General features: G+C 61.0%; 20 protein-coding genes and 3 pseudogenes. 11 read left to right on the top strand and 12 right to left on the bottom strand.

Annotation, left to right across the window (positions count from 1 at the left end; genetic code table 11):
- Positions 1-34 precede the first annotated feature (34 nt).
- From E4Q23_RS06145 to E4Q23_RS06135, 3 genes are read right to left on the bottom strand one after another with little or no spacing between them, the layout of a single operon-like run.
- A complete protein-coding gene (locus tag E4Q23_RS06145) occupies positions 35-529 on the bottom strand; it encodes a hypothetical protein (RefSeq protein WP_169065812.1) in 495 nt (164 codons plus the stop codon).
- On the bottom strand, positions 529-954 hold the full coding sequence (locus tag E4Q23_RS06140) for a DNA polymerase III subunit chi (RefSeq protein WP_169065811.1): 426 nt from the start codon (positions 952-954) through the stop codon (positions 529-531). Before E4Q23_RS06140 ends, E4Q23_RS06145 begins: the two co-directional genes overlap by 1 nt.
- The gene (locus E4Q23_RS06135; RefSeq protein WP_169065810.1) at positions 951-2,447 is read right to left on the bottom strand and encodes a leucyl aminopeptidase; all 1,497 of its coding nucleotides are present in this window, start codon (positions 2,445-2,447) and stop codon (positions 951-953) included. The genes E4Q23_RS06140 and E4Q23_RS06135 overlap by 4 nt, the downstream gene beginning before the upstream one ends.
- Before the next feature lie 74 nt (positions 2,448-2,521).
- Here E4Q23_RS06135 and lptF point away from each other — a divergent pair, with 74 nt between their 5' ends.
- Both lptF and lptG read left to right on the top strand, forming a co-directional pair.
- Positions 2,522-3,601 carry an LPS export ABC transporter permease LptF gene (gene lptF, locus E4Q23_RS06130; RefSeq protein ID WP_169065809.1) on the top strand — a complete coding sequence of 360 codons (1,080 nt, stop codon included), beginning with the start codon at positions 2,522-2,524 and terminating at the stop codon, positions 3,599-3,601.
- The gene (gene lptG / locus E4Q23_RS06125) at positions 3,598-4,671 is read left to right on the top strand and encodes an LPS export ABC transporter permease LptG (RefSeq protein WP_169065808.1); all 1,074 of its coding nucleotides are present in this window, start codon (positions 3,598-3,600) and stop codon (positions 4,669-4,671) included. Before lptF ends, lptG begins: the two co-directional genes overlap by 4 nt.
- Positions 4,672-4,784: 113 nt before the next feature.
- On the opposite strand, the gene E4Q23_RS06120 is transcribed toward lptG, so the two are convergent.
- The 4 genes from E4Q23_RS06120 to E4Q23_RS06105 are packed head-to-tail and all read right to left on the bottom strand — an operon-like array spanning position 4,785 to position 6,746.
- Positions 4,785-5,243 carry an RDD family protein gene (locus E4Q23_RS06120; protein WP_248595267.1) on the bottom strand — a complete coding sequence of 153 codons (459 nt, stop codon included), beginning with the start codon at positions 5,241-5,243 and terminating at the stop codon, positions 4,785-4,787.
- Entirely contained in the window at positions 5,240-5,836 is a 597-nt protein-coding gene (locus E4Q23_RS06115; protein ID WP_169065807.1) for a DUF3106 domain-containing protein, read from the bottom strand. Before E4Q23_RS06115 ends, E4Q23_RS06120 begins: the two co-directional genes overlap by 4 nt.
- On the bottom strand, positions 5,809-6,186 hold the full coding sequence (locus E4Q23_RS06110) for a DUF3619 family protein (protein WP_169065806.1): 378 nt from the start codon (positions 6,184-6,186) through the stop codon (positions 5,809-5,811). The genes E4Q23_RS06115 and E4Q23_RS06110 overlap by 28 nt, the downstream gene beginning before the upstream one ends.
- Positions 6,183-6,746 carry an RNA polymerase sigma factor gene (locus tag E4Q23_RS06105; RefSeq protein ID WP_169065880.1) on the bottom strand — a complete coding sequence of 188 codons (564 nt, stop codon included), beginning with the start codon at positions 6,744-6,746 and terminating at the stop codon, positions 6,183-6,185. Before E4Q23_RS06105 ends, E4Q23_RS06110 begins: the two co-directional genes overlap by 4 nt.
- A 335-nt stretch (positions 6,747-7,081) precedes the next feature.
- Here E4Q23_RS06105 and E4Q23_RS06100 point away from each other — a divergent pair, with 335 nt between their 5' ends.
- The 5 genes and pseudogenes from E4Q23_RS06100 (at position 7,082) to E4Q23_RS06080 (ending at position 13,066) form a co-directional block, all read left to right on the top strand.
- The gene (locus E4Q23_RS06100) at positions 7,082-8,794 is read left to right on the top strand and encodes an acetolactate synthase 3 catalytic subunit (protein ID WP_211203658.1); all 1,713 of its coding nucleotides are present in this window, start codon (positions 7,082-7,084) and stop codon (positions 8,792-8,794) included.
- 12 nt (positions 8,795-8,806) lie between these two features.
- On the top strand, positions 8,807-9,298 hold the full coding sequence (ilvN, locus tag E4Q23_RS06095; RefSeq protein WP_169065805.1) for an acetolactate synthase small subunit: 492 nt from the start codon (positions 8,807-8,809) through the stop codon (positions 9,296-9,298).
- 29 nt (positions 9,299-9,327) lie between these two features.
- Entirely contained in the window at positions 9,328-10,344 is a 1,017-nt protein-coding gene (gene ilvC / locus E4Q23_RS06090; protein ID WP_169065804.1) for a ketol-acid reductoisomerase, read from the top strand.
- A 199-nt stretch (positions 10,345-10,543) separates the two neighbouring features.
- Positions 10,544-11,321, top strand: a pseudogene (gene pssA, locus E4Q23_RS06085) (CDP-diacylglycerol--serine O-phosphatidyltransferase).
- A 205-nt stretch (positions 11,322-11,526) separates the two neighbouring features.
- Positions 11,527-13,066 (top strand): annotated as a pseudogene (locus tag E4Q23_RS06080) (2-isopropylmalate synthase).
- Between the two features lie 32 nt (positions 13,067-13,098).
- On the opposite strand, the gene E4Q23_RS06075 reads toward E4Q23_RS06080, so the two are convergent.
- The 3 genes from E4Q23_RS06075 to E4Q23_RS06065 all read right to left on the bottom strand — a co-directional run bounded on the left by E4Q23_RS06075 (position 13,099) and on the right by E4Q23_RS06065 (position 15,690).
- Positions 13,099-13,467: a DUF2069 domain-containing protein gene (locus E4Q23_RS06075; RefSeq protein ID WP_169065803.1), complete on the bottom strand. Its 369-nt coding sequence runs from the start codon at positions 13,465-13,467 to the stop codon at positions 13,099-13,101.
- Entirely contained in the window at positions 13,467-14,060 is a 594-nt protein-coding gene (wrbA, locus tag E4Q23_RS06070; protein ID WP_169065802.1) for an NAD(P)H:quinone oxidoreductase, read from the bottom strand. Before wrbA ends, E4Q23_RS06075 begins: the two co-directional genes overlap by 1 nt.
- 103 nt (positions 14,061-14,163) lie before the next feature.
- Positions 14,164-15,690, bottom strand: coding sequence for a hypothetical protein (locus tag E4Q23_RS06065; RefSeq protein ID WP_169065801.1), 1,527 nt, complete (start codon positions 15,688-15,690; stop codon positions 14,164-14,166).
- Between the two features lie 303 nt (positions 15,691-15,993).
- On the opposite strand from E4Q23_RS06065, the gene rpsP reads away from it, so the two are divergent.
- The 4 genes and pseudogenes from rpsP to rplS all read left to right on the top strand — a co-directional run bounded on the left by rpsP (position 15,994) and on the right by rplS (position 18,061).
- Positions 15,994-16,248, top strand: coding sequence for a 30S ribosomal protein S16 (rpsP, locus tag E4Q23_RS06060; RefSeq protein WP_169065800.1), 255 nt, complete (start codon positions 15,994-15,996; stop codon positions 16,246-16,248).
- A 3-nt stretch (positions 16,249-16,251) separates the two neighbouring features.
- Positions 16,252-16,860 (top strand): ribosome maturation factor RimM, encoded by a 609-nt coding sequence (gene rimM / locus E4Q23_RS06055; protein WP_248595266.1) that lies wholly within the window; start codon positions 16,252-16,254, stop codon positions 16,858-16,860.
- A gap of 76 nt (positions 16,861-16,936) precedes the next feature.
- Positions 16,937-17,672 (top strand): annotated as a pseudogene (gene trmD, locus E4Q23_RS06050) (tRNA (guanosine(37)-N1)-methyltransferase TrmD).
- Entirely contained in the window at positions 17,648-18,061 is a 414-nt protein-coding gene (gene rplS, locus E4Q23_RS06045; protein WP_336511612.1) for a 50S ribosomal protein L19, read from the top strand. Before trmD ends, rplS begins: the two are co-directional and overlap by 25 nt.
- Before the next feature lie 92 nt (positions 18,062-18,153).
- Here rplS and folE2 read toward each other — a convergent pair whose 3' ends face one another.
- A complete protein-coding gene (gene folE2, locus E4Q23_RS06040; protein ID WP_211203657.1) occupies positions 18,154-18,972 on the bottom strand; it encodes a GTP cyclohydrolase FolE2 in 819 nt (272 codons plus the stop codon).
- Between the two features lie 20 nt (positions 18,973-18,992).
- Positions 18,993-20,885, bottom strand: coding sequence for a 1-deoxy-D-xylulose-5-phosphate synthase (dxs, locus tag E4Q23_RS06035; RefSeq protein WP_169065798.1), 1,893 nt, complete (start codon positions 20,883-20,885; stop codon positions 18,993-18,995).
- Between the last annotated feature and the right edge of the window lie 8 nt (positions 20,886-20,893).

Raw genomic sequence — 20,893 nt, 5'->3', positions numbered from 1 at the left:
GAGGCTCCGGGCCGTGATGCGGACCCTGTCCGAGCTACTCCGGATCGGCTGCGCCCGCTTTGGCGCCGGCTGGCTCGTCCAGCGGCAGTTGCAGTTGCCCGCGCTGGCCGACGAAGTCACGTGCGGCCATGGCGATGCTTGCTTCGATACCCTGGCGCAAGTGCTCGGCAGCCTCGGCTGCTGCAGCCTCGACCAGTGCCGGCAAGGCCGCAGTCAGATGGCGGTCGATGAGTTGCGCAAGCTCGGTGGCAAGGGTCGGGCGCAGGTCCGCAGCGAGATCATCGACGCTTGGCTCGAGCTCGGGTTCCGTGGTCACGACGACGTCGGTCAATAGCGGCAGGTCGTCGTCTGCGCTGCTCCCGAAGGGTAAGCGCTGACCGCCGTCTGCGTGATCGCTATCCGGCGAGGCCAGGAAGCTGCGCCTACGGCGCATCGGGCGCGGGCTGCTCGGGCGTCCGCCGCGCCCCGCCCCGTTGTCCGCGTTGATCAGCGAGTTGGCCCGGCTGAGCAGGTCTTCGTCATTGGCCATCAGTTTTTTCCTGAGCAATCGAGATATCTGACAGCATAGCCACGATTCTTGTAGAAGCGGGCACGCTGGCGGCCGTCGGCACGTTCTTCCTCGCCTTGGCCAACTATTTCGATCAGGCTCGCAAAGCGCGAAAAGCCTGGCGGTACGTCGTTGGAGAGGTTGAAAAGCCGTTCGTCGTGTGGCACGGACTCCAGGCTGCTGGCGATCAGCACCGGCGTTTCCTCGGCCAGCGGCGAGTCGGCAGCCACGTGCGGGATGAAGCTCGTCGGCGCTTGCGCCCACAACTGCCGGTCGAGCGCGGCAGCGATGTCAGCGTCTGGCGCATAGACCAGCAAGGCCTTTTTCTGGGCGCAGGCTTTGCCGATCAGGGCGGCGGTCGCGCCGATGCGGTTCGCGGCGTTGTGGTAGAAGAACACTTGCGTCACTGGAGTTTTCCGGCACGCTTCAGCAAATAGTGCATCAGTAGCGGCACCGGTCGTCCGGTGGCTCCTTTGTCGGCGCCTGAGGTCCACGCGGTGCCGGCGATGTCGAGGTGCGCCCAGGCGTATTTTTTTGTGAAACGGGCCAGAAAACAGGCGGCGGTGATGCTGCCGCCCCAACGGCCGCCGATGTTGGCCATGTCGGCGAAGGGACTCTTGAGCAGTTCCTGGTAGTCGTTCCAGAGCGGCATTTGCCAGGCGCGGTCATGGGCTTCATCACCGGCATGTTCCAGTTCCCGGGCCAGTGTATCGTTGTTGGCGAACAGGCCGGTGGCGACGTGACCGAGCGCGACGACGCAGGCGCCGGTGAGGGTGGCAACATCGATCACTGTATCCGGTTCGAAGCGCGCGGCGTAGGTCAGCGCATCACAGAGAAGCAGCCGCCCTTCAGCGTCGGTGTTGAGAATTTCGATGGTTTGTCCGGACATCGAGGTGACGATGTCGCCCGGTCGGCTGGCGCCGCCGCCAGGCATGTTTTCCGTGCTCGGCACGATCACCGTCAGGTTGAGCGGTAGTTTCATCAGAGCCGCGGCTTTGATCGTGCCGAGTACGCTGGCAGCGCCGCACATATCGTATTTCATCTCGTCCATGTCGGCCGCGGGCTTGAGCGAGATGCCGCCGCTATCGAAGGTGACGCCCTTGCCGACCAGTACCACCGGCTTCTCGTCGCTCTTGCCACCCTTGTACTGCAGGATGATGAGCTTCGGCGCCTGGTGTGAGCTCTTCGCTACCGAGAGTAGTGCGTGCATGCCCAGCGCAGCCATCTCTTCGCGTTCGAGAATCTGGCACTCGATTTTGTGCTTGTCAGCCAGCTGTTGCGCGATTTCCGCGAGATAGCTAGGGGTGCATACATTACCGGGCAGGTTGGCCAGATCCTTGGCCAGCGACATGCCTTCGGCGATGGCTTGTCCCTCGCACAGCGCTTCTTCTGCGGTGGCCAGTTCGTTGCGGCGATCGACTATGAAGGTCAGTTTGCGCAGCGGGCGACGCACTTTGTCCTTCTTGCTCTTGAACTGGTCAAAGCGATAGACGGTCTGCTCGGCGACAAGCGCTGCCTGGCGTACGCGCCAGGCAGCGCTGCGTTTGCGGACGCTGGTTTCGGTCAGGAAGAGCGTGCCGTCGAAGGAGCCGGTTTCGTTGAGGGTTCTCACTGCGCTGCGAATCGCGTCGCAGTATTCCCGATCGCCAAACTCCTTTTCCTTGCCGAGGCCGACCAGCAGCACGCGGTCGCAGAGCGTCCCGGGAACGTTGTGCAGCAGCAAGGTTGTGCCCGCCTTGCCCTCCATGTCGCCGCGGCGAATGATGTCCGAAAGGTGACTGCGCGCTGCGTTGTCGATGAGCTCGGCGGCCAGCGTCAGCTTGCGAGGTTCGAAAACGCCGACTACCACGCAGGCGCTGCGCTGCTTCTCCGGGTTACCGCTTTTTATGCTAAATTCCACTCGCCCTCCCGAGGACCCGCGTGTTTCGTTGAAAACGCCGATTATCACTGCAGTTTTTCACCAAAGTCAAAAAAATGATCTTTCAGCGCGCTGTCCGACGTGAGTTCGCCCACTCGACGGCCGGTGTCTTCATTGCGCTTTTTGCGATCATGGTGACCACGCAGCTGATTCGCTTGCTGAACGAGGCGGCACAGGGCGACGTCGACCCGGGTGCCGTGGTCGCCCTGCTTGGTTTCGCTTCGCTCAATTATCTCCCGCCACTCTTGTCGCTGTCCTTGTTCGTGGCCATTCTGCTGTCCATTTCCCGTAGCTATCGTGACTCAGAGATGGTGGTCTGGTTCTCTGCCGGGCTGTCGCTGAGAGCCTGGGTACGCCCGGTACTTACCTTCGCCCTGCCCCTGGTGTTCACCATCGGTGCGCTGTCGCTGCTTCTCTCACCCTGGGCCTTGTCGCAAAGCGCCGAATACCGGGGCAAGTTGAGCAACCGTAAGGATGCCGGGCAGATCTCGCCGGGCACCTTCCAGGAGTCGTCGGCGGGGGACCGGGTGGTCTTTGTCGAGGCCGTGGCCGAGGATACGAGCCACGTTCGCAACGTGTTTGTCAGCGAAACTGAGCCCGAGCGCCTGCGGGTAACGATGGCCAGAACCGGTCACCAGGAGACAGCAGCCAACGGCGATCGCTTCATCGTCCTGGAGAATGGGCGTCGTTACGAGCTTGAGCCCGGCGTGGTGGGTTTTCGAATTCTGGAATATGCGCGCTATGCCGTTCGTTTGGAGACCAGAGAGGCGGATGGCATAAAGCAGACGCCAAAGAGCATGCCTACGCTGGAGCTGTTGGCGCTCAACTTGCCTCGCTATCGGGCGGAGTTGCTATGGCGTGTCGGTATGCCGCTCTCGGCGGCAGTGCTGGCTCTGCTGGCAATTCCATTGTCCTTCGTCAATCCGCGTGCGGGGCGTTCGGCCAACATGCTCCTGGCCATTCTGGTTTATGTGATCTACAACAATCTGCTGAGCATCAGCCAGGGCTGGGTGGCCAATGACCAGGTGTCTTTTGCCGTCGGCGTGCTGGTGGTCCATCTGATGATGCTGTTTCTCTTGCCGTTCCTCTTCTATCACCGTATCGCGGTCTCATCTTTCATGCGTCTCGGGCGATGAAGATCTATCGTCGCTACCTGATGCGCGAGGTGTCTGGCGCCATTTTCCTGGTGTTACTGGCGTTCTTGGCATTGTTTGCCTTCTTTGACCTGCTTGGCGAGGTCCAGGATATTGGGCGGGGAGGCTACCAACTCCGCCATGCATTTGCTTTCGTTCTGCTGCGGCTGCCAGGGCGTGTCTACGAGTTGATGCCGATTGCCGTCCTGATCGGGACGCTCTACGCATTGTCGTCGCTGGCTCGTCATTCCGAGATCACCGTGCTGCGGGTTTCCGGCCTGTCTTCGGGAGCCTTGTTGCGGGCGCTGTTTCTGGTCGCGGGCCTGTTTGCCGTCGCCACTTTCCTGATCGGCGAGTACGTGGTGCCGACCGCCGAAAGAGAGGCCAATCAATTGCGCTTGAAAGCCAGGGGGCGAATGATCGGGCAGGACTTGCGTTCAGGATTGTGGGTCAAGGACGAGCCCAGTTTCATCAACGTGCGCGTGGTGTTGCCGGATACGCGCTTGCGGGGGATCCGTATTTACGAGTTTGACGAGGACGCAAAGTTACACTCGCTTATCGAGGCCAGTGAGGGCGAGTACGTCGCGCCTGATCGTTGGCGCTTGAGCGATGTGCTGCAGACGGTCCTGAACGCCGAGCGGGCCGATGTTCAGAAGCTACCCGAGTTGGTCTGGCCGTCGGCGCTGAACCCGGACATCCTGGCGGTGCTGATGGTTTCTCCGGATCGCATGTCGCTGCAACATTTGGCCACGTATACCAAGCATTTGGCGGACAATCGCCAGACGACCAACCGTTATGACATTGCCTTCTGGAAAAAAGTGGTCTACCCACTGGCGGCATTTGTGATGGTCGCTCTGGCGCTGCCGTTCGGAGGTGCGCACTACCGCTCCGACGCCGTAGGCCTGAAGGTCTTCTCCGGGGTAATGATCGGCATCTTGTTCCACATGCTCAACGGCCTGTTTGCCAACCTTGGGGCGATCAACAGTTGGTCGCCGGTACTCAGCGCGGTCACGCCGTCGGCGCTTTTCCTGCTGGCAGCGATCACCATGATCTGGTGGGTCGAGCGACGCTGATTGGCGGCGTCATGCCTTGATCAGCATTGTGCGCAAGTCCGCTTGACCAGGCTGGGAAAACCATCGAGGCGGTGGTCAGCGCCCAGGTCTACGCCAGTTCTTGGAGCGTTTTCCTAGCCGCTCGGTAGCCGCTTCGCCAATTCTCCACTCAGTACGAGTTGCGTGCCGGCGAGGCGGTCATGCAGAAACAAGCGTTCGCGGTCCACCAGCGCCCAGAGGATGCCAACACCACCCAGGATGATGCTCGGCCAGCACAGGAGATAGCGCAGTAGCGCCTGCGCCGGCCGGACCGGTTGTCCGTCACGGGTGAGCAGGCGGATGCGCCAGGTCTTCATGGCCAGCGTTTGCCGCCCGTTGCTCCAGAACCAGAGGCAATAGACCAGCAGCACGATAAAGGCATGCGCCTGCACGATGATCGGCGTCACCAGGCGATGCGCCAGCGCACCGAGCAGGAAATGTGGCAAGACCAGCAGTGCAGCAAGAATGCCGAACAACAACAAGCACTCGTACAGCATGCTGGCCAGGCGGCGCGTGATGCTCGGTCGCCTGACGGGAGCCGCGGTCGGCGTCAATCCCTGTTATCCGCTGCAGTTGCCGGCGCAGCAGCTTTGCTGCTGGGGGCAGGCGCAGGATGATGGCTGCCGAGCGGCAAAATTCCGGATGCGGGCGGGGAGATCAGGCTGGCCGCTGCGCCGCTACTGCCTGGCTGTCCGGGTGTGCTCAGTGCCGCCCGGTTGGCCGCTTGCTGTTTGAGCCTTTCTTTTTCTTCGTCCGGCAGACTGGAGTACTCCTGCCACTTCAGTCTGAGTTCCTGTTTCTTTTCGATCGGGAGCTTGTTGGCGGTGATGAAATTCTCGCGTGCGAGTCGTCGTTGCTGGGGCGTCAGCTTTCCCCAGTCCTGCATCTGAACCTGGACTCTGCGCTGCTCGTCAGCGGTCATCCTGTAGAAACGTCGCGTGATGCCCAGCCATTTCTTCTGGCGCGCATAGTCCATTCCGTCCCAGTCGTAACTGAGCGGTGCGAGGATGGTTTTCTGCTCCACCGTGAGCTCGCTCCACTGCGGCTGCGCCGGCGTGGCAATGGCCGACGGGCTGAGCACATCGGCCCAGCTCGTGACGGCTACGAAGCTGCTGAGAATCAGTGCGACGCGGAGCTTTGCAGCCATGCATCAAAGCCCCGGTCGGTGAAGGCCGCGATCGGCAAGTCGTCGGCGAGCAGGGCACTATCAATGACCTCGAGTTCGGCGATGCTTCGGTCGGCCTGCCAGTAAGCGTAGGAAGTGACGCCGACAACCAGGGCCAGTGCCACGAGAATCTGCCGCAAGCGCAGGCCTTCAGTGTGCTCTTGAACGAAGCTCCCCGCCGTCGCCAGTATCGACTGGTGGGCGGCTACTTTTTGACGAGCCAGCGCGCGCGCGCGCGCCGCTTGCAGACGCGAGTGCGTTGACGGTGGTAGTTCATGCAGTTCCCTGTTCAGGTACTGCCTGACCTTGAAGACAAAATGCATTTCGTTCATAGGGTAATTCCTTTTGCTTTCAGTGCAGCCGCAAGAGCGTGATTGGCACGTGAGCAGTGTGTCTTGACGCTCCCTTCCGAGCAGCCCATGATCGATGCCGTTTCGGCAACGTCCATATCCTCCCAGTAACGCAGAAGAAACGCTTCCCGTTGACGCCCAGGCAGAGATTCTATCTCTTTCTCGATCATCCCCATCACCTGTGCCTGTTCGAACTGGCCGTGTGGCGTCTTCGGGCCATTGGCGTCAGATTCGCTGCTGATGGTTTCGAGGGGGTCGTGATCCTCGTCGTCGTTCGGCGAAAACGCGGAGAGCAGGGTCGTCCATAGCGAGCGTACCTTGCTGCGCCGATAGTAGTCGCGAATCGTGTTTTGCAGAATGCGCTGGAAGAGCATCGGCAGCTCTGTGGGTGGACGGTCTCCGTATTTCTCGGCGAGCTTCATCATCGCATCCTGGACGATGTCGAGCGCGGACTCTTCGTTGCGCACTGCGAACATCGCTTGCTTGAAAGCGCGGCGTTCGACTGCCGTAAGAAAGTCTGACAGTTCGCGTTGGCTGGCCAGGGCGGAAATCCTTGCGGTTGTAGGGCGGGAAGCCTTCTTTCCCAGGCGCCAGTTTACCGTGAAAGTCGCGTCCGCGACTCACGAATCTCCCTTCTTTCCTCGGCGCGAGAAGTGTCGGGGAGTTAGACGAGGAATTCAGGGGGCATGCTCCCTGCCCGTCGAACAATTCCGGCGTGCCAGCCGGAATGCCCTCCTAAGGGAGGGCGCGGTCATGGCATTCATCACCAGGGGGCCTCGACAGGCCATGATCGTTTGGTGAATGCCTTGACCAAACTCCGTCTAAGCTTTAACGTTGCAGACTTTTTTCGAGCAATTTGCTTGCTGGGGCGACGGTAATGACAATGATGACCGGTGCGGAAATTGTAATCAGGTGCCTGCAGGAAGAAAAGGTCGACTACGTGTTTGGCTACCCTGGCGGGGCTGTCCTTCATTTGTACGACGCGCTGTTCAAGCAGGATCAGGTCAAGCACATTCTTGTTCGCCACGAGCAGGCGGCCGTGCATGCTGCCGATGGGTTGGCGCGTTCGACCCACAAGGTCGGCGTGGCATTGGTGACTTCGGGCCCTGGTGCGACCAATGCCGTGACCGGCATCGCGACGGCCTACATGGACTCGATTCCCCTGGTGGTCATCTCCGGGCAGGTGCCGACCGAGTACATCGGTCAGGATGCCTTTCAGGAATGCGATACCGTCGGCATTACGCGGCCCTGTGTGAAGCACAACTTCCTGGTCAAGGACGTGCACGATCTGGCAGTGACGATAAAGAAGGCCTTCTTCATCGCCAACAGCGGTCGTCCCGGTCCGGTGGTCATCGACATCCCCAAGGACATCACCGCCGCCAAGTGCAAGTTCGAGTATCCGGAAACGATTCAGCTGCGCTCTTACAACCCCGTCGTCAAGGGGCATCTGGGACAGATCAAGAAGGCGTTACACCTCTTGCTCGAGGCCAAGCGGCCGATGGTTTATACCGGTGGCGGGGTCATTCTGTCCAACGGTGCCGAACAGTTGACCAAGCTGGTGCGCCGGCTGGGCTTTCCGATTACCAATACCTTGATGGGTCTCGGTGCGTATCCGGCAAGCGACCAGCAGTTTCTCGGCATGCCGGGTATGCACGGTACCGTTGAAGCCAACCTGGCGATGCAGAACTGTGACGTCCTGCTGGCTATCGGCGCGCGTTTCGACGACCGGGTAATTGGCAATCCAGAGAACTTTTCGTCCATTCCGCGCAAGATCATCCACATCGACATTGATCCGTCGTCGATTTCCAAGCGCGTCAAGGTTGATGTGCCGATCGTTGGCAACGTCCCGGACGTCCTCGACGAATTGCTCAAGCTGCTTGATGCCGGCAATGCCGCCCCGGACGCCGAGGTGCTGGCCGGCTGGTGGAAGCAGATCGAGGAGTGGCGTGCCAAGCAGTGCATGAAATACCGCAAGAAGAAGAGCATCATCATGCCGCAGTACGTCATCGAAAAGCTCTATGAAGTGACTGAAGGCAAGGCCATCATCACCTCCGACGTTGGTCAGCATCAGATGTGGGCTGCACAGTACTACAAGTTCGATCAACCGCGCCGCTGGCTCAACTCCGGTGGCCTCGGGACGATGGGTGTCGGTCTGCCGTACGCCATGGGCGCGGCGCTGGCCAACCCGGGAACGCCGATTGCCTGCGTCACCGGCGAAGGCTCGATCCAGATGTGCATCCAGGAGTTGTCGACCGCCAAGCAGTTCCGTTTGCCGATCAAGATCATCAACCTCAACAATCGCTATCTGGGCATGGTTCGCCAGTGGCAGGAAATGTTCTATGGCAGTCGTTATTCAGAGTCCTACATGGACTCGCTGCCCGACTTCGTCAAACTCGCCGAGGCTTATGGCCACGTCGGCATTCGCGTCGAACGGCCCGAAGACGTCGAAGGCGCGCTGAAGAAGGCATTCATCGAGCACAAGGACGACCTGGTATTCATCGATTTCATCACCGATCAGAAGGCGAACGTTTTCCCGATGGTGGCGGCTGGCAAAGGCCTGGCGGACATGCTTCTGACCGAAGATCTGTAAGGGAAAGACAAGATGCGACACATTATTTCAATCCTGCTGGAGAACGAGGCGGGAGCTCTGTCGCGGGTGGCCGGTCTGTTCTCGGCGCGCGGCTACAACATCGAGACCCTCACCGTGGCTCCGACCGAGGACGTCTCGCTTTCCCGCCTGACCATCGTCACGTCGGGGACCGACGCCGTGGTCGAGCAGATCACCAAGCAGTTGAACAAACTTATCGACGTGATCAAGGTCGTCGATCTCTCCGAGGCGGCACACATCGAGCGCGAACTGATGCTGCTCAAGGTTCGCGCCACCGGTAAGGACCGCGAGGAGCTGAAGCGTCTGGCCGACATCTTTCGTGGCCACATCATCGACGTCACCGAATCGACCTACGTCATCGAACTGACCGCCAGCGGCGCAAAACTCGACTCCTTCATCCAGGCCATCGACGCCGGACTGATTCTCGAAACCGTTCGTACCGGCGTGTGCGGCATCGGCCGCGGCGAGCGCATCCTAAAAATCTAATCAGACCGACCAGTAAAAAAGGAAATTCAATGAAAGTTTTCTACGACAAGGACGCCGATCTTTCCTTGATCAAGGGCAAGAAAGTGACCATCGTTGGTTACGGCTCGCAGGGCCACGCGCACGCGCAAAACCTCAGTGATTCCGGTGTCAAGGTGACGGTTGGTTTGCGCAAGGATGGCGTTTCTTGGAGCAAGGCCGAGCAGGCCGGCCTGTACGTCGCCGAGGTTGCCGAGGCCGTCAAGGATGCCGACGTGGTGATGATGCTGCTGCCCGACGAGACCATTCCGCAGGTCTACAACACCGACGTCGCGCCGAACATGAAAAAGGGCGCGGCGCTAGCTTTTGCGCACGGCTTCAACGTCCATTACAACCAGGTTGTCGCGCGTGACGATGTCGACGTGATCATGGTTGCGCCGAAGGGTCCCGGGCATACGGTACGTTCCGAGTATCTCAAGGGTGGCGGCGTACCGTCGCTGATCGCTGTCCATCAGGATCATTCTGGAAAAGCCCGAGACATTGCCCTTTCCTATGCCGCTGCCAACGGCGGCACCAAGGGCGGGGTGATTGAAACCAACTTCCGTGAAGAGACCGAGACCGATCTTTTCGGCGAGCAGGCGGTTCTCTGCGGTGGCGCTGTCGAACTGGTGAAGATGGGTTTCGAGACCCTGGTCGAGGGCGGATACGCGCCCGAGATGGCCTACTTCGAGTGTCTCCACGAACTCAAGCTGATCGTCGACCTGATGTACGAAGGCGGTATCGCCAACATGAATTACTCGATCTCGAACAACGCCGAGTATGGCGAATACGTGACCGGGCCAGAGGTCATCAACGAGCAGTCCCGGGTCGCCATGCGTGCGGCGCTGAAGCGAATCCAGAACGGCGACTACGCGAAGATGTTCATTCTCGAGGGGCGTACCAACTACCCCGAGATGACCGCACGTCGTCGCCTGATGGCTGAACACGAGGTCGAGATTGTCGGCGCCAAACTGCGCGACATGATGCCGTGGATCAAGAAAAACAGGCTGGTTGATCAGAGCAAAAACTGATCGGCGCAGCCACCAGCCACCAGTCACTTGCCTGGCGGTGGGGTGACCACGGTCGCTCGACCGACGGGCAAGAAGACCGAGACTTTGATTCACTCATGACTTGTCCCTCTCTGTATCGGATTTCAGTCGGGGTAGCTGCTTTCCCGGCTTTCCTTCGCTCTGAACCGGCCTGAGTCCGCGGCCAAACGACAACAGCGCAATGCCAGAAATAAAACCTCGCAAGACCCTCTTCAACCCGGAGTTGCGGCGCCGAGGGATCTACCTGTTGCCGAACCTGTTTACCACCGCGGCGCTGTTTTGCGGCTTCTTTGCCATTGTCCAGGCGATGAAGGGCGGCTTCGAGGCGGCGGCCGTGGCGATCTTCGTGGCCATGGTCCTCGACGGCCTCGATGGGCGAGTGGCGCGAATGACGCGTACCCAGAGCGCTTTCGGTGCCGAGTACGATTCGCTGTCGGATATGGTTTCCTTTGGCGTCGCGCCGGCTCTGGTCAGCTACGCCTGGGCACTTAAAGACCTTGGGCGACTCGGCTGGATTGCAGCCTTCATCTATTGTGCCGGTGCGGCCCTGCGCCTGGCGCGCTTCAATACCACGCTGGAAGTCATTGACAAGCGTTACTTCCAGGGCCTGCCGAGTCCGGCGGCTGCGGCACTGGTGACGGCTTTCCTGTGGGTGATGATCGACAAGGATGTTGCCGCAGCTGACGTGCGCTGGGGCGCCTGCTCGCTGGTTATTTTTGCCGGTATCTCGATGGTCACCAACGTCCAGTTTTACAGCTTCAAAGACGTCAATCTGAGGCGCAGCGTGCCCTTCATTTTCATCGTCGCCATTGCCCTTGGCTTCGCCTTTGTGTCCTACGACACGCCGGTCGCCCTGTTTGGCCTTTTTCGTGGCCTATGCCCTCTCCGGTTATGTCCTCGCGCTAAGCCGCCGATTTCGGCACAAGGCATCATCACCGCCGCCGCCACCAATCGCTTAACGTAAAAAGTCGCGTACGCTACTTTTACGTTAACGGTCATGACACGTGGAGACACCCCAAATCATGAAAGTCATGACCGTTTCCCTCTTCCCCTGCCCCTTCTCCCGCAAGGGAGAAGGGAGTTTCGTGAGTCGCTTGCGCGACTTTCACATTAACGTAGGGCACCCACAGCGTGCATTGACATCCTCACCTTCGGAGTCGGGACATGAAAGATCACCTGGTAATTTTCGATACCACCTTGCGCGACGGCGAACAGAGCCCGGGCGCGTCGATGACCAAGGAAGAAAAGCTGCGCGTGGCACGGCAGCTCGAGCGCATGCAGGTCGATGTGATCGAGGCGGGGTTTGCCGCCGCCTCGCCCGGCGACTTCGACGCCATCAAGTCGATTGCTACGATCATCAGGGAGTCCACGGTGTGCTCCCTGGCACGTTCCAACGAGAACGACATTCGTCGCGCGGGCGAAGCCATCAAGCCGGCGGTGAGCGGCCGTATTCATACGTTCATCGCGACCAGCCCGATCCATATGGAGAAGAAGCTGCGCATGACGCCCGACCAGGTGGTCGAGTCGGCTGTGCGCGCGGTGCATTGGGCGCGTGAATATACCGATGACGTCGAGTTTTCGGCGGAAGACGCGGTGCGCTCCGATGTTGACTTCCTGTGCCGGGTTTTCGAGGAAGTGATCAAAGCCGGCGCGCGGACGATCAACGTTCCCGATACGGTTGGCTACAGCGTTCCGTCGGTGTGGGGCGAACTGATGCGTACGCTGATCAAACGGGTGCCAGGTGCCGAGCAGGTGGTGTGGTCTACGCACTGCCACAACGACCTGGGAATGGCGGTGGCCAATTCGCTGTCGGCGGTACTCGCTGGCGCCCGCCAGGTCGAATGCACGATCAACGGCCTTGGCGAACGTGCCGGTAATGCCTCGCTCGAAGAGGTGGTGATGGCGGTCAGAACGCGCAGCGACCTTTTCCCCGTGCAGACGCGTATCGACACCACCCAGATTGTCCCGGCGTCCAAGCTGGTGTCGCAGATCACCGGCTATCCGGTGCAGCCCAACAAGGCTGTCGTTGGGGCCAACGCCTTTGCGCACGAGTCCGGGATTCATCAGGACGGCGTCCTCAAACACCGTGAAACCTACGAGATCATGCGCGCCGAGGACGTTGGTTGGGCACAGAACAAGTTGGTCCTGGGCAAGCACTCGGGACGCAACGCCTTCAAGTCGCGTTTGGCGGCTCTGGCTATCGTGTTCGATAGCGAAGAGGCGCTGAATGCCGCGTTCGCCCGTTTCAAGGAACTGGCGGACAAGAAGCACGAGATTTTTGACGAAGACCTGCAGGCACTGGTGTCCGACGAGGAACTCACGCAGGAGGGCGAGTACTACAAGCTGGTTTATTCGCGCGTCTGCTCGGAAACTGGTGAAACGCCGGCTGCGAATGTGACGCTGAGCGTCGATGGCGCGGAGAAAAAAAGCGGCGGGGATCGGTAGCGGGCCGGTCGACGCGACTTTCAAGGCGATCGAGTCGGTTGCCAGCAGCGGCGCACAGTTGTTGCTTTACTCTGTCAATGCGATCACCACCGGCACTGACGCGCAGGGCGAAGTGACCGTGCGCCTCGGGAAAGGCAGTCGTATCGTGAACGGCAATGGTGCGGATACCGATATCGTCATTGCGTCAGCGAAAGCGTATCTCAACGCTTTGAACAAGCTGCAGATTCCCGATCGCGTCGACCCGCAGGCGGACGTTTGATCTCCGCCGCGACTTGACGGAGAGAGCAAAGGCTACGGACGCGCCGACGCGTCTGATTGATGCGCTGATGGGCGAGTGAGCCTGGCGTAGGCGACGCTGGCGCAGAAGAAGGTCAACGCGAGGATGGTTTCGGCAATGGCCAGCGCCTGTCCTGTCCCCGTCTCGGTGGTGGCGCGCACGATGCCCTCGGTAAAGTAGAGCAGAATCAGCATGCTCGCCCACTGGTACGAGTAGCGGCGGCCGTTGAGGATGCCGAACAAGGGCGCCAGCAGCGGCAGGCACTTCAGCGCCAGCCACGAGCCGCCAGGCAGGACCGGTGCCAGACGTAACTCCCAGGCGAGGCACAGGAAAATCAGCGCAATCAGGCTGCTGCATGCCGTCAGGTAGAGGGCGCGGATCATCAGCAGCTGAGCTTCATGGCAATGGCGGCGAGCCTTCGCCCTTGCGCGAAAGCGAGTTGGCGCTCTTCTTCGCTAAGCGTCGGTGTGCCGGCGGTACCTGCGAGATGGCTGGCACCGTACGGTGTGCCACCGCTGCGAGTGCTGGACAAGGCGGCTTCGCTATAGGGCAAGCCGATCAGCAGCATGCCGTGGTGCAGCAGCGGCAGCATCATCGACAACAGGGTGCTCTCCTGTCCGCCATGAGCGCTGGCCGTCGATGTGAAGACGCAGGCAGGCTTACCGACCAGGGTTGCGGACGACCATTGCGCGGCGGTGCTATCCCAGAAGTATTTCATCGGCGCCGCCATATTGCCGAAACGTGTCGGGCTGCCGAGTGCCAGGCCGATGCATTCGTCAAGGTCGGTCGCTTCGACGTAAGGGGCGCCGCCGGCTGGAATTTCCGGGGCGCTTGCCACGCAAACGGGCGACACCTTGGGAACCGTCCGCAGACGTGCTGTTACGCCGTCCCTTGACTCGATACCGCGCGCGATTTGCTGGGCGAGGGCCCGTACCGACCCTCGGTGGCTATAGTAGAGAACGAGTATTTCTGACATCGCGCCATTATCAGGGAAACTGCGCCCGATGGCTCTTTTCCGCCGGCAAAGACGAGCGCCAGCTGAGTGGCCGTGCGTTTTCGGCAGCACCGGTCGTGGGCTGCTAGAAGTGCTTCGGGTCAGCTTGTATCGTCAGGATGTCAACGCTGCCGGTTTGCTCGTCAATGCCGATGCTCTGTACTTCACGAACCGCCAGGTTCTCGCCTTCGATAACCAGCAGCAGTTTCTCGTTGTTCTGGGTGAGTGCGCCCGACGCCACGACCAGCAGTTGGCTGCTGCGCTGCGAGGGAATTTCTGGCAGTACCAGAACTCGCAGATACTCCGTTCCTTCGCCGTCCGCAGGCCGGGCGAGAGTCGCCGGGACAGCCTTTGGCGAAAGGATTTGCAGGCCAAGCTCAAGATGTTCAGGGTTCTCCGAGACCGCCCAACGCACTATGCAGATCTGCCAGTCTTTCTCGTCACCCGTGCGCACTGCGGCGACATTGCCGACCGAAAGGGTGCCAATCTTCCCGGAGACATGCATGATGGCATAGCCGTCCGGACTTTCGTTGGTGATCATCCAGCGGGAAAGCTCGACCGTGGCCGTGTCGTCCTGCTTGCAAAGTTGCCAGAGTCCATCGAGTCCGCTACCCAGGACCGTTCGATAGTTCTGTCTGCGGCGATGAAAGCGGCGCTTGCCGAAGTCATTCCAGCGTCCCGCCAGGCGGCGCAGGACGCCGACGCCGGCGGGCGTGCTGGCCAGCTCGGGCAAGCCGATCTCTTCGGCTGGCGTGCCGGCGTTGAGCTGGGCGATCTGCGTCTTCAGCAGAAGGCCCAGGCCGGCGCAGGAAAAGTACTCGAGTGGCGCAGTCGACGGCGCCAGCTTGCGCGAAAAGGGCAGGGCAGGTGCGTCGCGTGTTGGATCGACCCAGAAGGTTGCCGGGGCCGCGGTTGCAGCGGTTTCTGCTGAAATGGTCTCGATCTGGCCGGCAAAGCGCTCGAAGTAAGCGGCCAGGAAGACCACCTCACGTGCAGTCAATGACGCCGGCTGGGCGCAGCCGAGCAGAATCGCTGCGTGGTAGATGTGCTGAAGTTTCCGTGACTGCCCGCGTGGGGCAGTCGCTTCAAGATGCCGGGATCTCGCCATGGCATAGGTCTGATGCAGTTGCTGCCAGGCGCCAGTCGGGGCCGGAGAGGCGATCAGATGAGCGATCATGAGTTGCTGTGCGAGGGCATGCAGGCTACGCCACAGCGCGAGATCGGGTGCTTGATAACGGTCGCTGGTGTCTTGGGACGCGACCCCTTCAACCATCTCCAGCGTGTCATCAGCAAGCATTTGCAGCAGATCGAGGACGCTGCGCACCAGGCGCCGTGATTTGCGTGGGATCGGCAACATCAGCTCGGTCAGTTCCGGAAGCAGTGCCGCTACAACGCTGGAGCTGCGCTCGTACAAGCCGTTCAGAGCCAGGGCGCGCTCTTTTGACGAACCGCCAACCTCGTGCCAGGCTTTGACCTGCGCACGCAGTGCGGGGAGCTCCTCCGCCGGGTGGGGTGCCATCGGCGACGTAAGCCATTGCAGAATGGTGCGTATGCCGGAGTGTGCAGTCACGGCTCCCGCCGCATCCTGCTCATCGAAAGCGGTGTTGGTCATCTGGCCACCTGCCAAACAAGTTTGCGTCGTCACGCCGTCGGTTGGACTGGTAGCTGGTCTCTTTCGGCGCATGGGCAACTACGGCTCGGTCGACCAGAAATTACAGAATCAACATCTTGGCTGTCGACCTTCGCCCTTTTGATTATAACCTGCAAGTTTCAACTGCTGGCCAGCGGCAAGCGTGTGCGTTCCTGTCCTCCCGCGCTCGCCAGCGGACGTCGAGTCAGGGTGCAGCAAGATCATGTTGAAAGGGCGCTTTTTTGCTATAATCCGCCTCTTTTTCTGATTTCGGAAGAGCTGATCATGGTTGTCATTCGTCTCGCTCGTGGGGGCTCCAAGAAGCGCCCCTTCTACAATATGGTGGTTGCTGATTCACGCCAACGCCGCGATGGTCGCTTTATCGAGCGCGTCGGCTTCTACAATCCGCTGGCCTCGGAGAAGGAAGAGAGCCTGCGCATCGCCACCGACCGCATCAGCTACTGGCAGGGGCAGGGAGCACAACTGTCGATGACCTGTGCCCGCCTGGTCAAGCAGTCGGCCGCCAAGCTAGCAGCCTGAGCTTTGCCTGCCGGTTCGCTGTCTGCAGGGACTGGCGCTGGCGCGGGACTCGACGTTCCGCCGGCTGATGGTGAAGGCTGCGAAGGTGGCCAGGTCAGCGGCGAAATCGTTGTCCTCGGCAAGATCGCTGGTCCGCACGGCTTGCAGGGCGTGGTGCGCGTGTATCCGTTTGCCGATGATCCGCTGGCTTGGGCGCGACTGCCGCAATGGTGGCTGGGCCGCGAGGGTGAAGCGGCCGAATTGTGGCGTCCGACGCGGCTGATCAAGTGCGATCTGCGTAACGACATGCTGCTGGCGCAGCTCGAGTGTGTTGCCGATCGGTCTGCTGCCGAGGCGGCCGCCGGGTTGCTGGTTGGTGTTCCGCACCAGGCCTTGCCGCCGACCGCAGCTGACGAATACTACTGGGCCGATCTGATCGGCCTTGAGGTCGTCAATACGCATGGCCAGTCGCTGGGCAGGATTCTCGGTCTGATCGAAACGCCGGCCAGCGCGGTTTTGCGCGTCGGCGATGGCCAGGACGCCGAGCGACTGCTGCCCTTTGTCGCCGCTGTGGTGCTGGAAGTTGAGCTGGCGCAGGCGCGTGTTCGCGTGGCTTGGGAACTCGACTGGTGACTTGGTGACTTCGCCAGAAGGCGTGCCCGTGCGCGAGAACGCGTTTGTCGTTGATGTGCTGAGCTTGTTTCCCGAAATGTTTGCCGCAGTGAGCCATTCGGGGGTGACCCGTCGGGCGCTGGAAGCCGGGCGCTGGACTCTGCAGCTGTGGAATCCGCGTGATTTCACCGTCGACCGGCATCGCACCGTCGATGACCGGCCCTACGGCGGTGGCCCGGGAATGGTGATGATGGCGCCGCCGCTGGCGGCGGCGATCACTGCGGCCAAGGCACGACAGCTGGCCGCTGGCTTGGCGGCCAGCCGCGTCATCTGTCTCTCGCCGCAGGGCTCGTTGCTGACGCACCAGCGGGTGATCGAGCTGGCACAGGGCAAGGAAGCGCTGGTTCTAGTGTGCGGGCGTTACGAAGGGATCGACGAGCGGCTGATCGATGCCGGCGTCGACGAAGAGATTTCTATTGGCGATTTCGTCCTTTCGGGTGGCGAAATTCCGGCGATGGCGCTGATCGATGCCGTCGTCAGGCAGTTGCCGGGCGTGCTGAATGACGCCGAATCGGCACAACAGGATTCGTTTGTCGCGGGCTTGCTGGATTGCCCGCACTATACGCGGCCCGAGGAGTACAACGGGCGGCGGGTGCCGGATGTTCTTTTTGTCCGGTCATCACGAGGAAATACGACGCTGGCGTTTGCAGCAGGCGCTGGGTCGAACGTGGCAGCGGCGTCCCGAGTTGTTGGCGGGGCGTTCATTGTCGAAAACGGAAACGCAACTCCTGGTGCAGTTTCAGGAGCAATGCGGTCAGGACAAGAATGCGTAGTTCGCATACATGGAGTCAAGAATATGAATCTGATCGAGCAGCTTGAACAAGAAGAAATTGCCCGTCTGGGCAAGGTCATTCCCGCCTTCGCCCCGGGCGACACCGTCGTTGTCCAGGTCAAGGTGCGGGAAGGAACGCGCGAGCGTTTGCAGGCCTATGAAGGCGTCGTGATTGCCAAGCGCAATCGCGGTCTCAACTCCAGCTTCATCGTGCGCAAGGTTTCGTCGGGCGAGGGCGTCGAGCGTACCTTCCAGACCTATTCGCCGCTGGTCGCGGCGATCGAGGTCAAGCGTCGTGGCGACGTCCGTCGTGCCAAGCTGTACTACCTGCGCCAGCGTTCGGGCAAGTCGGCGCGGATCAAGGAAAAGCTGGTCCGCAAGCAACGCTGAACCGCGGCGCTGGCGCGGTAAACGAAAAAGTGGCGAAGTCGGGAGACTTCGCCACTTTTCTTTCCGGGTCGCCCGGGTCGCGGGTCAGTGGTTCAGGACGCCGCAGCCTGCTTGTCCTTCTCGATCAGCGCGTACGCCGAATGATTGTGGATCGACTCGAAGTTCTCGGATTCGACCACATAGGCATCGATGCGCTGCTCGGTGTTGAGGCGCGCAGCCACATCGCGCACCATGTCTTCGACGAACTTCGGATTGTCGTAGGCACGTTCGGTGACGTATTTCTCGTCAGGGCGCTTGAGCAGGCCGTAGAGTTCGCAGGACGCCTGCCCTTCGACGAATTGCACCAGTTCTTCGATCCACAGGTGATCGTTGATTCTGACGGTGACGGTCACGTGCGAGCGCTGATTGTGCGCGCCGCGCTCGGAAATCTCCTTGGAACACGGGCACAGGCTGGTGACCGGAACGGCGACCTTGATCGTCGACGCGATACCGCCACGGCCGATCTCGCCAATCAGGGTGACGTCGTAATCCATCAGGCTCTGCACCCCCGACACCGGTGCGGTCTTGTTGATGAAATACGGAAAGCTCATTTCGATGTGCCCGGTCTCGGCTTCAAGCCGGTCCACCATGTCCCGCAGCATGGCGGGAAAGTTCTCGACGGAAATCTCGCGTTCGTGGCTGTTGAGGATTTCCACGAAGCGCGACATGTGCGTGCCTTTGAAGTTGTGCGGCAGGCTGACGTACATGTTGAACACGGCGATCGTGTGCTGTACGCCGCCGGATTTGTCGAGCACCTTGACCGGGTGTCGTATCGCCTTGATGCCGACCTTGTTGATGGCGATGCGGCGGGTATCGGCTGAGCCCTGGACGTCCACCATCGTGGTCGGTTGCGGGTTTTCTGGTGCGTTCATTACTGCTCCTGATGGGTGTTCTATATGCTGCCCGCAACGATTTCCTCGGGCTCGCCCGCGCTGCAGCCTTGCCGGGCGCGCACTGCGGCGACGATTCCGTCGCGGTCGAGGCCGATCTCGGCCAGCAGTAGCGCCTGGTCGCCATGATCGATGAAGCGGTCGGGAATTCCCAGGCGCAAGAATCGCGTGGTGCCGGCAACTTCCTCGAGGACGCGCGCGACCTCGGAACCGGCACCACCGATCAAGGCATTCTCTTCGACACTGACCAGCAGGGAATGTTCTGCTGCCAGGGCGAGGACCAACTCGCGGTCGATCGGTTTGACGAAGCGCATATTGGCTACCGTGGCGTTGAGTTCTTCAGCCGCTTCGAGCGCCGGCGTCAGCATGCTGCCGAAAGCGAGCAGCGCGACCTCGGCCCCCCGGCGGCGAATTTCACCTTTGCCGAGCGGCAAACCGAGCAGCGTCTTGTCGATCGGCGCGCCGGTGCCGCTGCCCCGCGGGTAGCGCACGGCGCTCGGTCCGTCCAGCTGATAGGCGGTGGTCAGCATCTTGCGGCACTCGTCTTCGTCGGTCGGCGTCATCAGCACCATGTTCGGGATGCAGGTCAGGAAGGAAATATCGAAGGCACCGTGGTGTGTCGGGCCGTCGGCACCAACCAGGCCGCCACGGTCGAGCGCGAAGACTACCGGCAGGTTTTGCAAAGCCACGTCGTGTATCAGCTGATCGTAGCCACGCTGCAGGAAGGTAGAGTAGATCGCCAGCACCGGCCGCATGCCTTCGCAGGCCAGGCCGGCGGCAAAGGTGACGGCGTGCTGCTCGGCGATGCCGACATCGTAATAGCGATCCGGGTAACATTCGCTGAAGCGCAGCAGGCCGGAGCCTTCGCGCATCGCCGGCGTGATTCCGACCAGTCTCGGATCCGCGGCCGCCATGTCGCACAGCCAGTCGCCAAAAACCTGCGTGTAGCTCGGTTTTGCGCCCGGTTTGCCGCCGGCGATACCGACTTCCGGCTTGAATTTCGAGACCCCGTGGTAGAGGATCGGATCGACCTCGGCCAGTTTGTAACCCTGGCCCTTCTTGGTGATCACGTGCAGGAACTGCGGACCCTTGAGGTTCTTCAGGTTGAGCAGCGTCGGTACCAGCGATTCGAGATCGTGGCCGTCGATCGGGCCAATGTAGTTGAGGCCGAGTTCCTCGAACAGTGTCCCCGGGGTCAGCATGCCCTTGACGTGCTCCTCGGCGCGCTTGGCGAATTCGAGCAAGGACGGCGAAAAGTCGAGAATCTTCTCGCCTGCCTTGCGCGCGGCGTTGAAGGTGTTACCGGAAAAGAGTCGTGCCAGGTAGCGGTTGAGCGCTCCCACCGGCGGTGAGATCGACATGTCGTTATCGTTGAGAACGACGAGCATGTCGGCGTCGGCGACGCCGGCATTGTTGAGGGCTTCAAAGGCCTGCCCAGCCGACATCGCGCCATCGCCGATGATGGCCACCACTTTGCGGGTTTCGTGCTTGATCTTGGCGGCCAGCGCCATACCCAGGGCCGCCGAGATCGATGTCGACGAGTGACCGACGCCGAAAGTGTCGTACGGGCTTTCGCCGCGTTTCGGAAAGCCCGAGATGCCGCCGTGCATGCGCAGCTTGGCCATGCCCTCGCGGCGGCCGCTGAGCGTCTTGTGCGCATAGGTCTGGTGGCCGACGTCCCACACCAGGCGGTCGTGCGGCGTATCGAAGACATAATGCAGGGCGACCGTTAGCTCAACCGTGCCGAGGTTCGACGAGAGGTGACCACCGGTCCGGGAAACCGAGTCGACCAGAAAGGCACGCAACTCGTCAGCCAGTTGTGGTAACTGGCGGCGGTCGAGCTTGCGCACTTGCGCCGGATCGCTGATGGTGTCGAGCAGAGGGTAAAGGGTCATAGTCTCGT

The sequence above is a fragment of the Candidatus Accumulibacter phosphatis genome (assembly GCF_012939955.1).
Lineage (GTDB): Bacteria > Pseudomonadota > Gammaproteobacteria > Burkholderiales > Rhodocyclaceae > Accumulibacter > Accumulibacter delftensis.
This window is presented reverse-complemented; position numbering and strand designations above follow the sequence as displayed.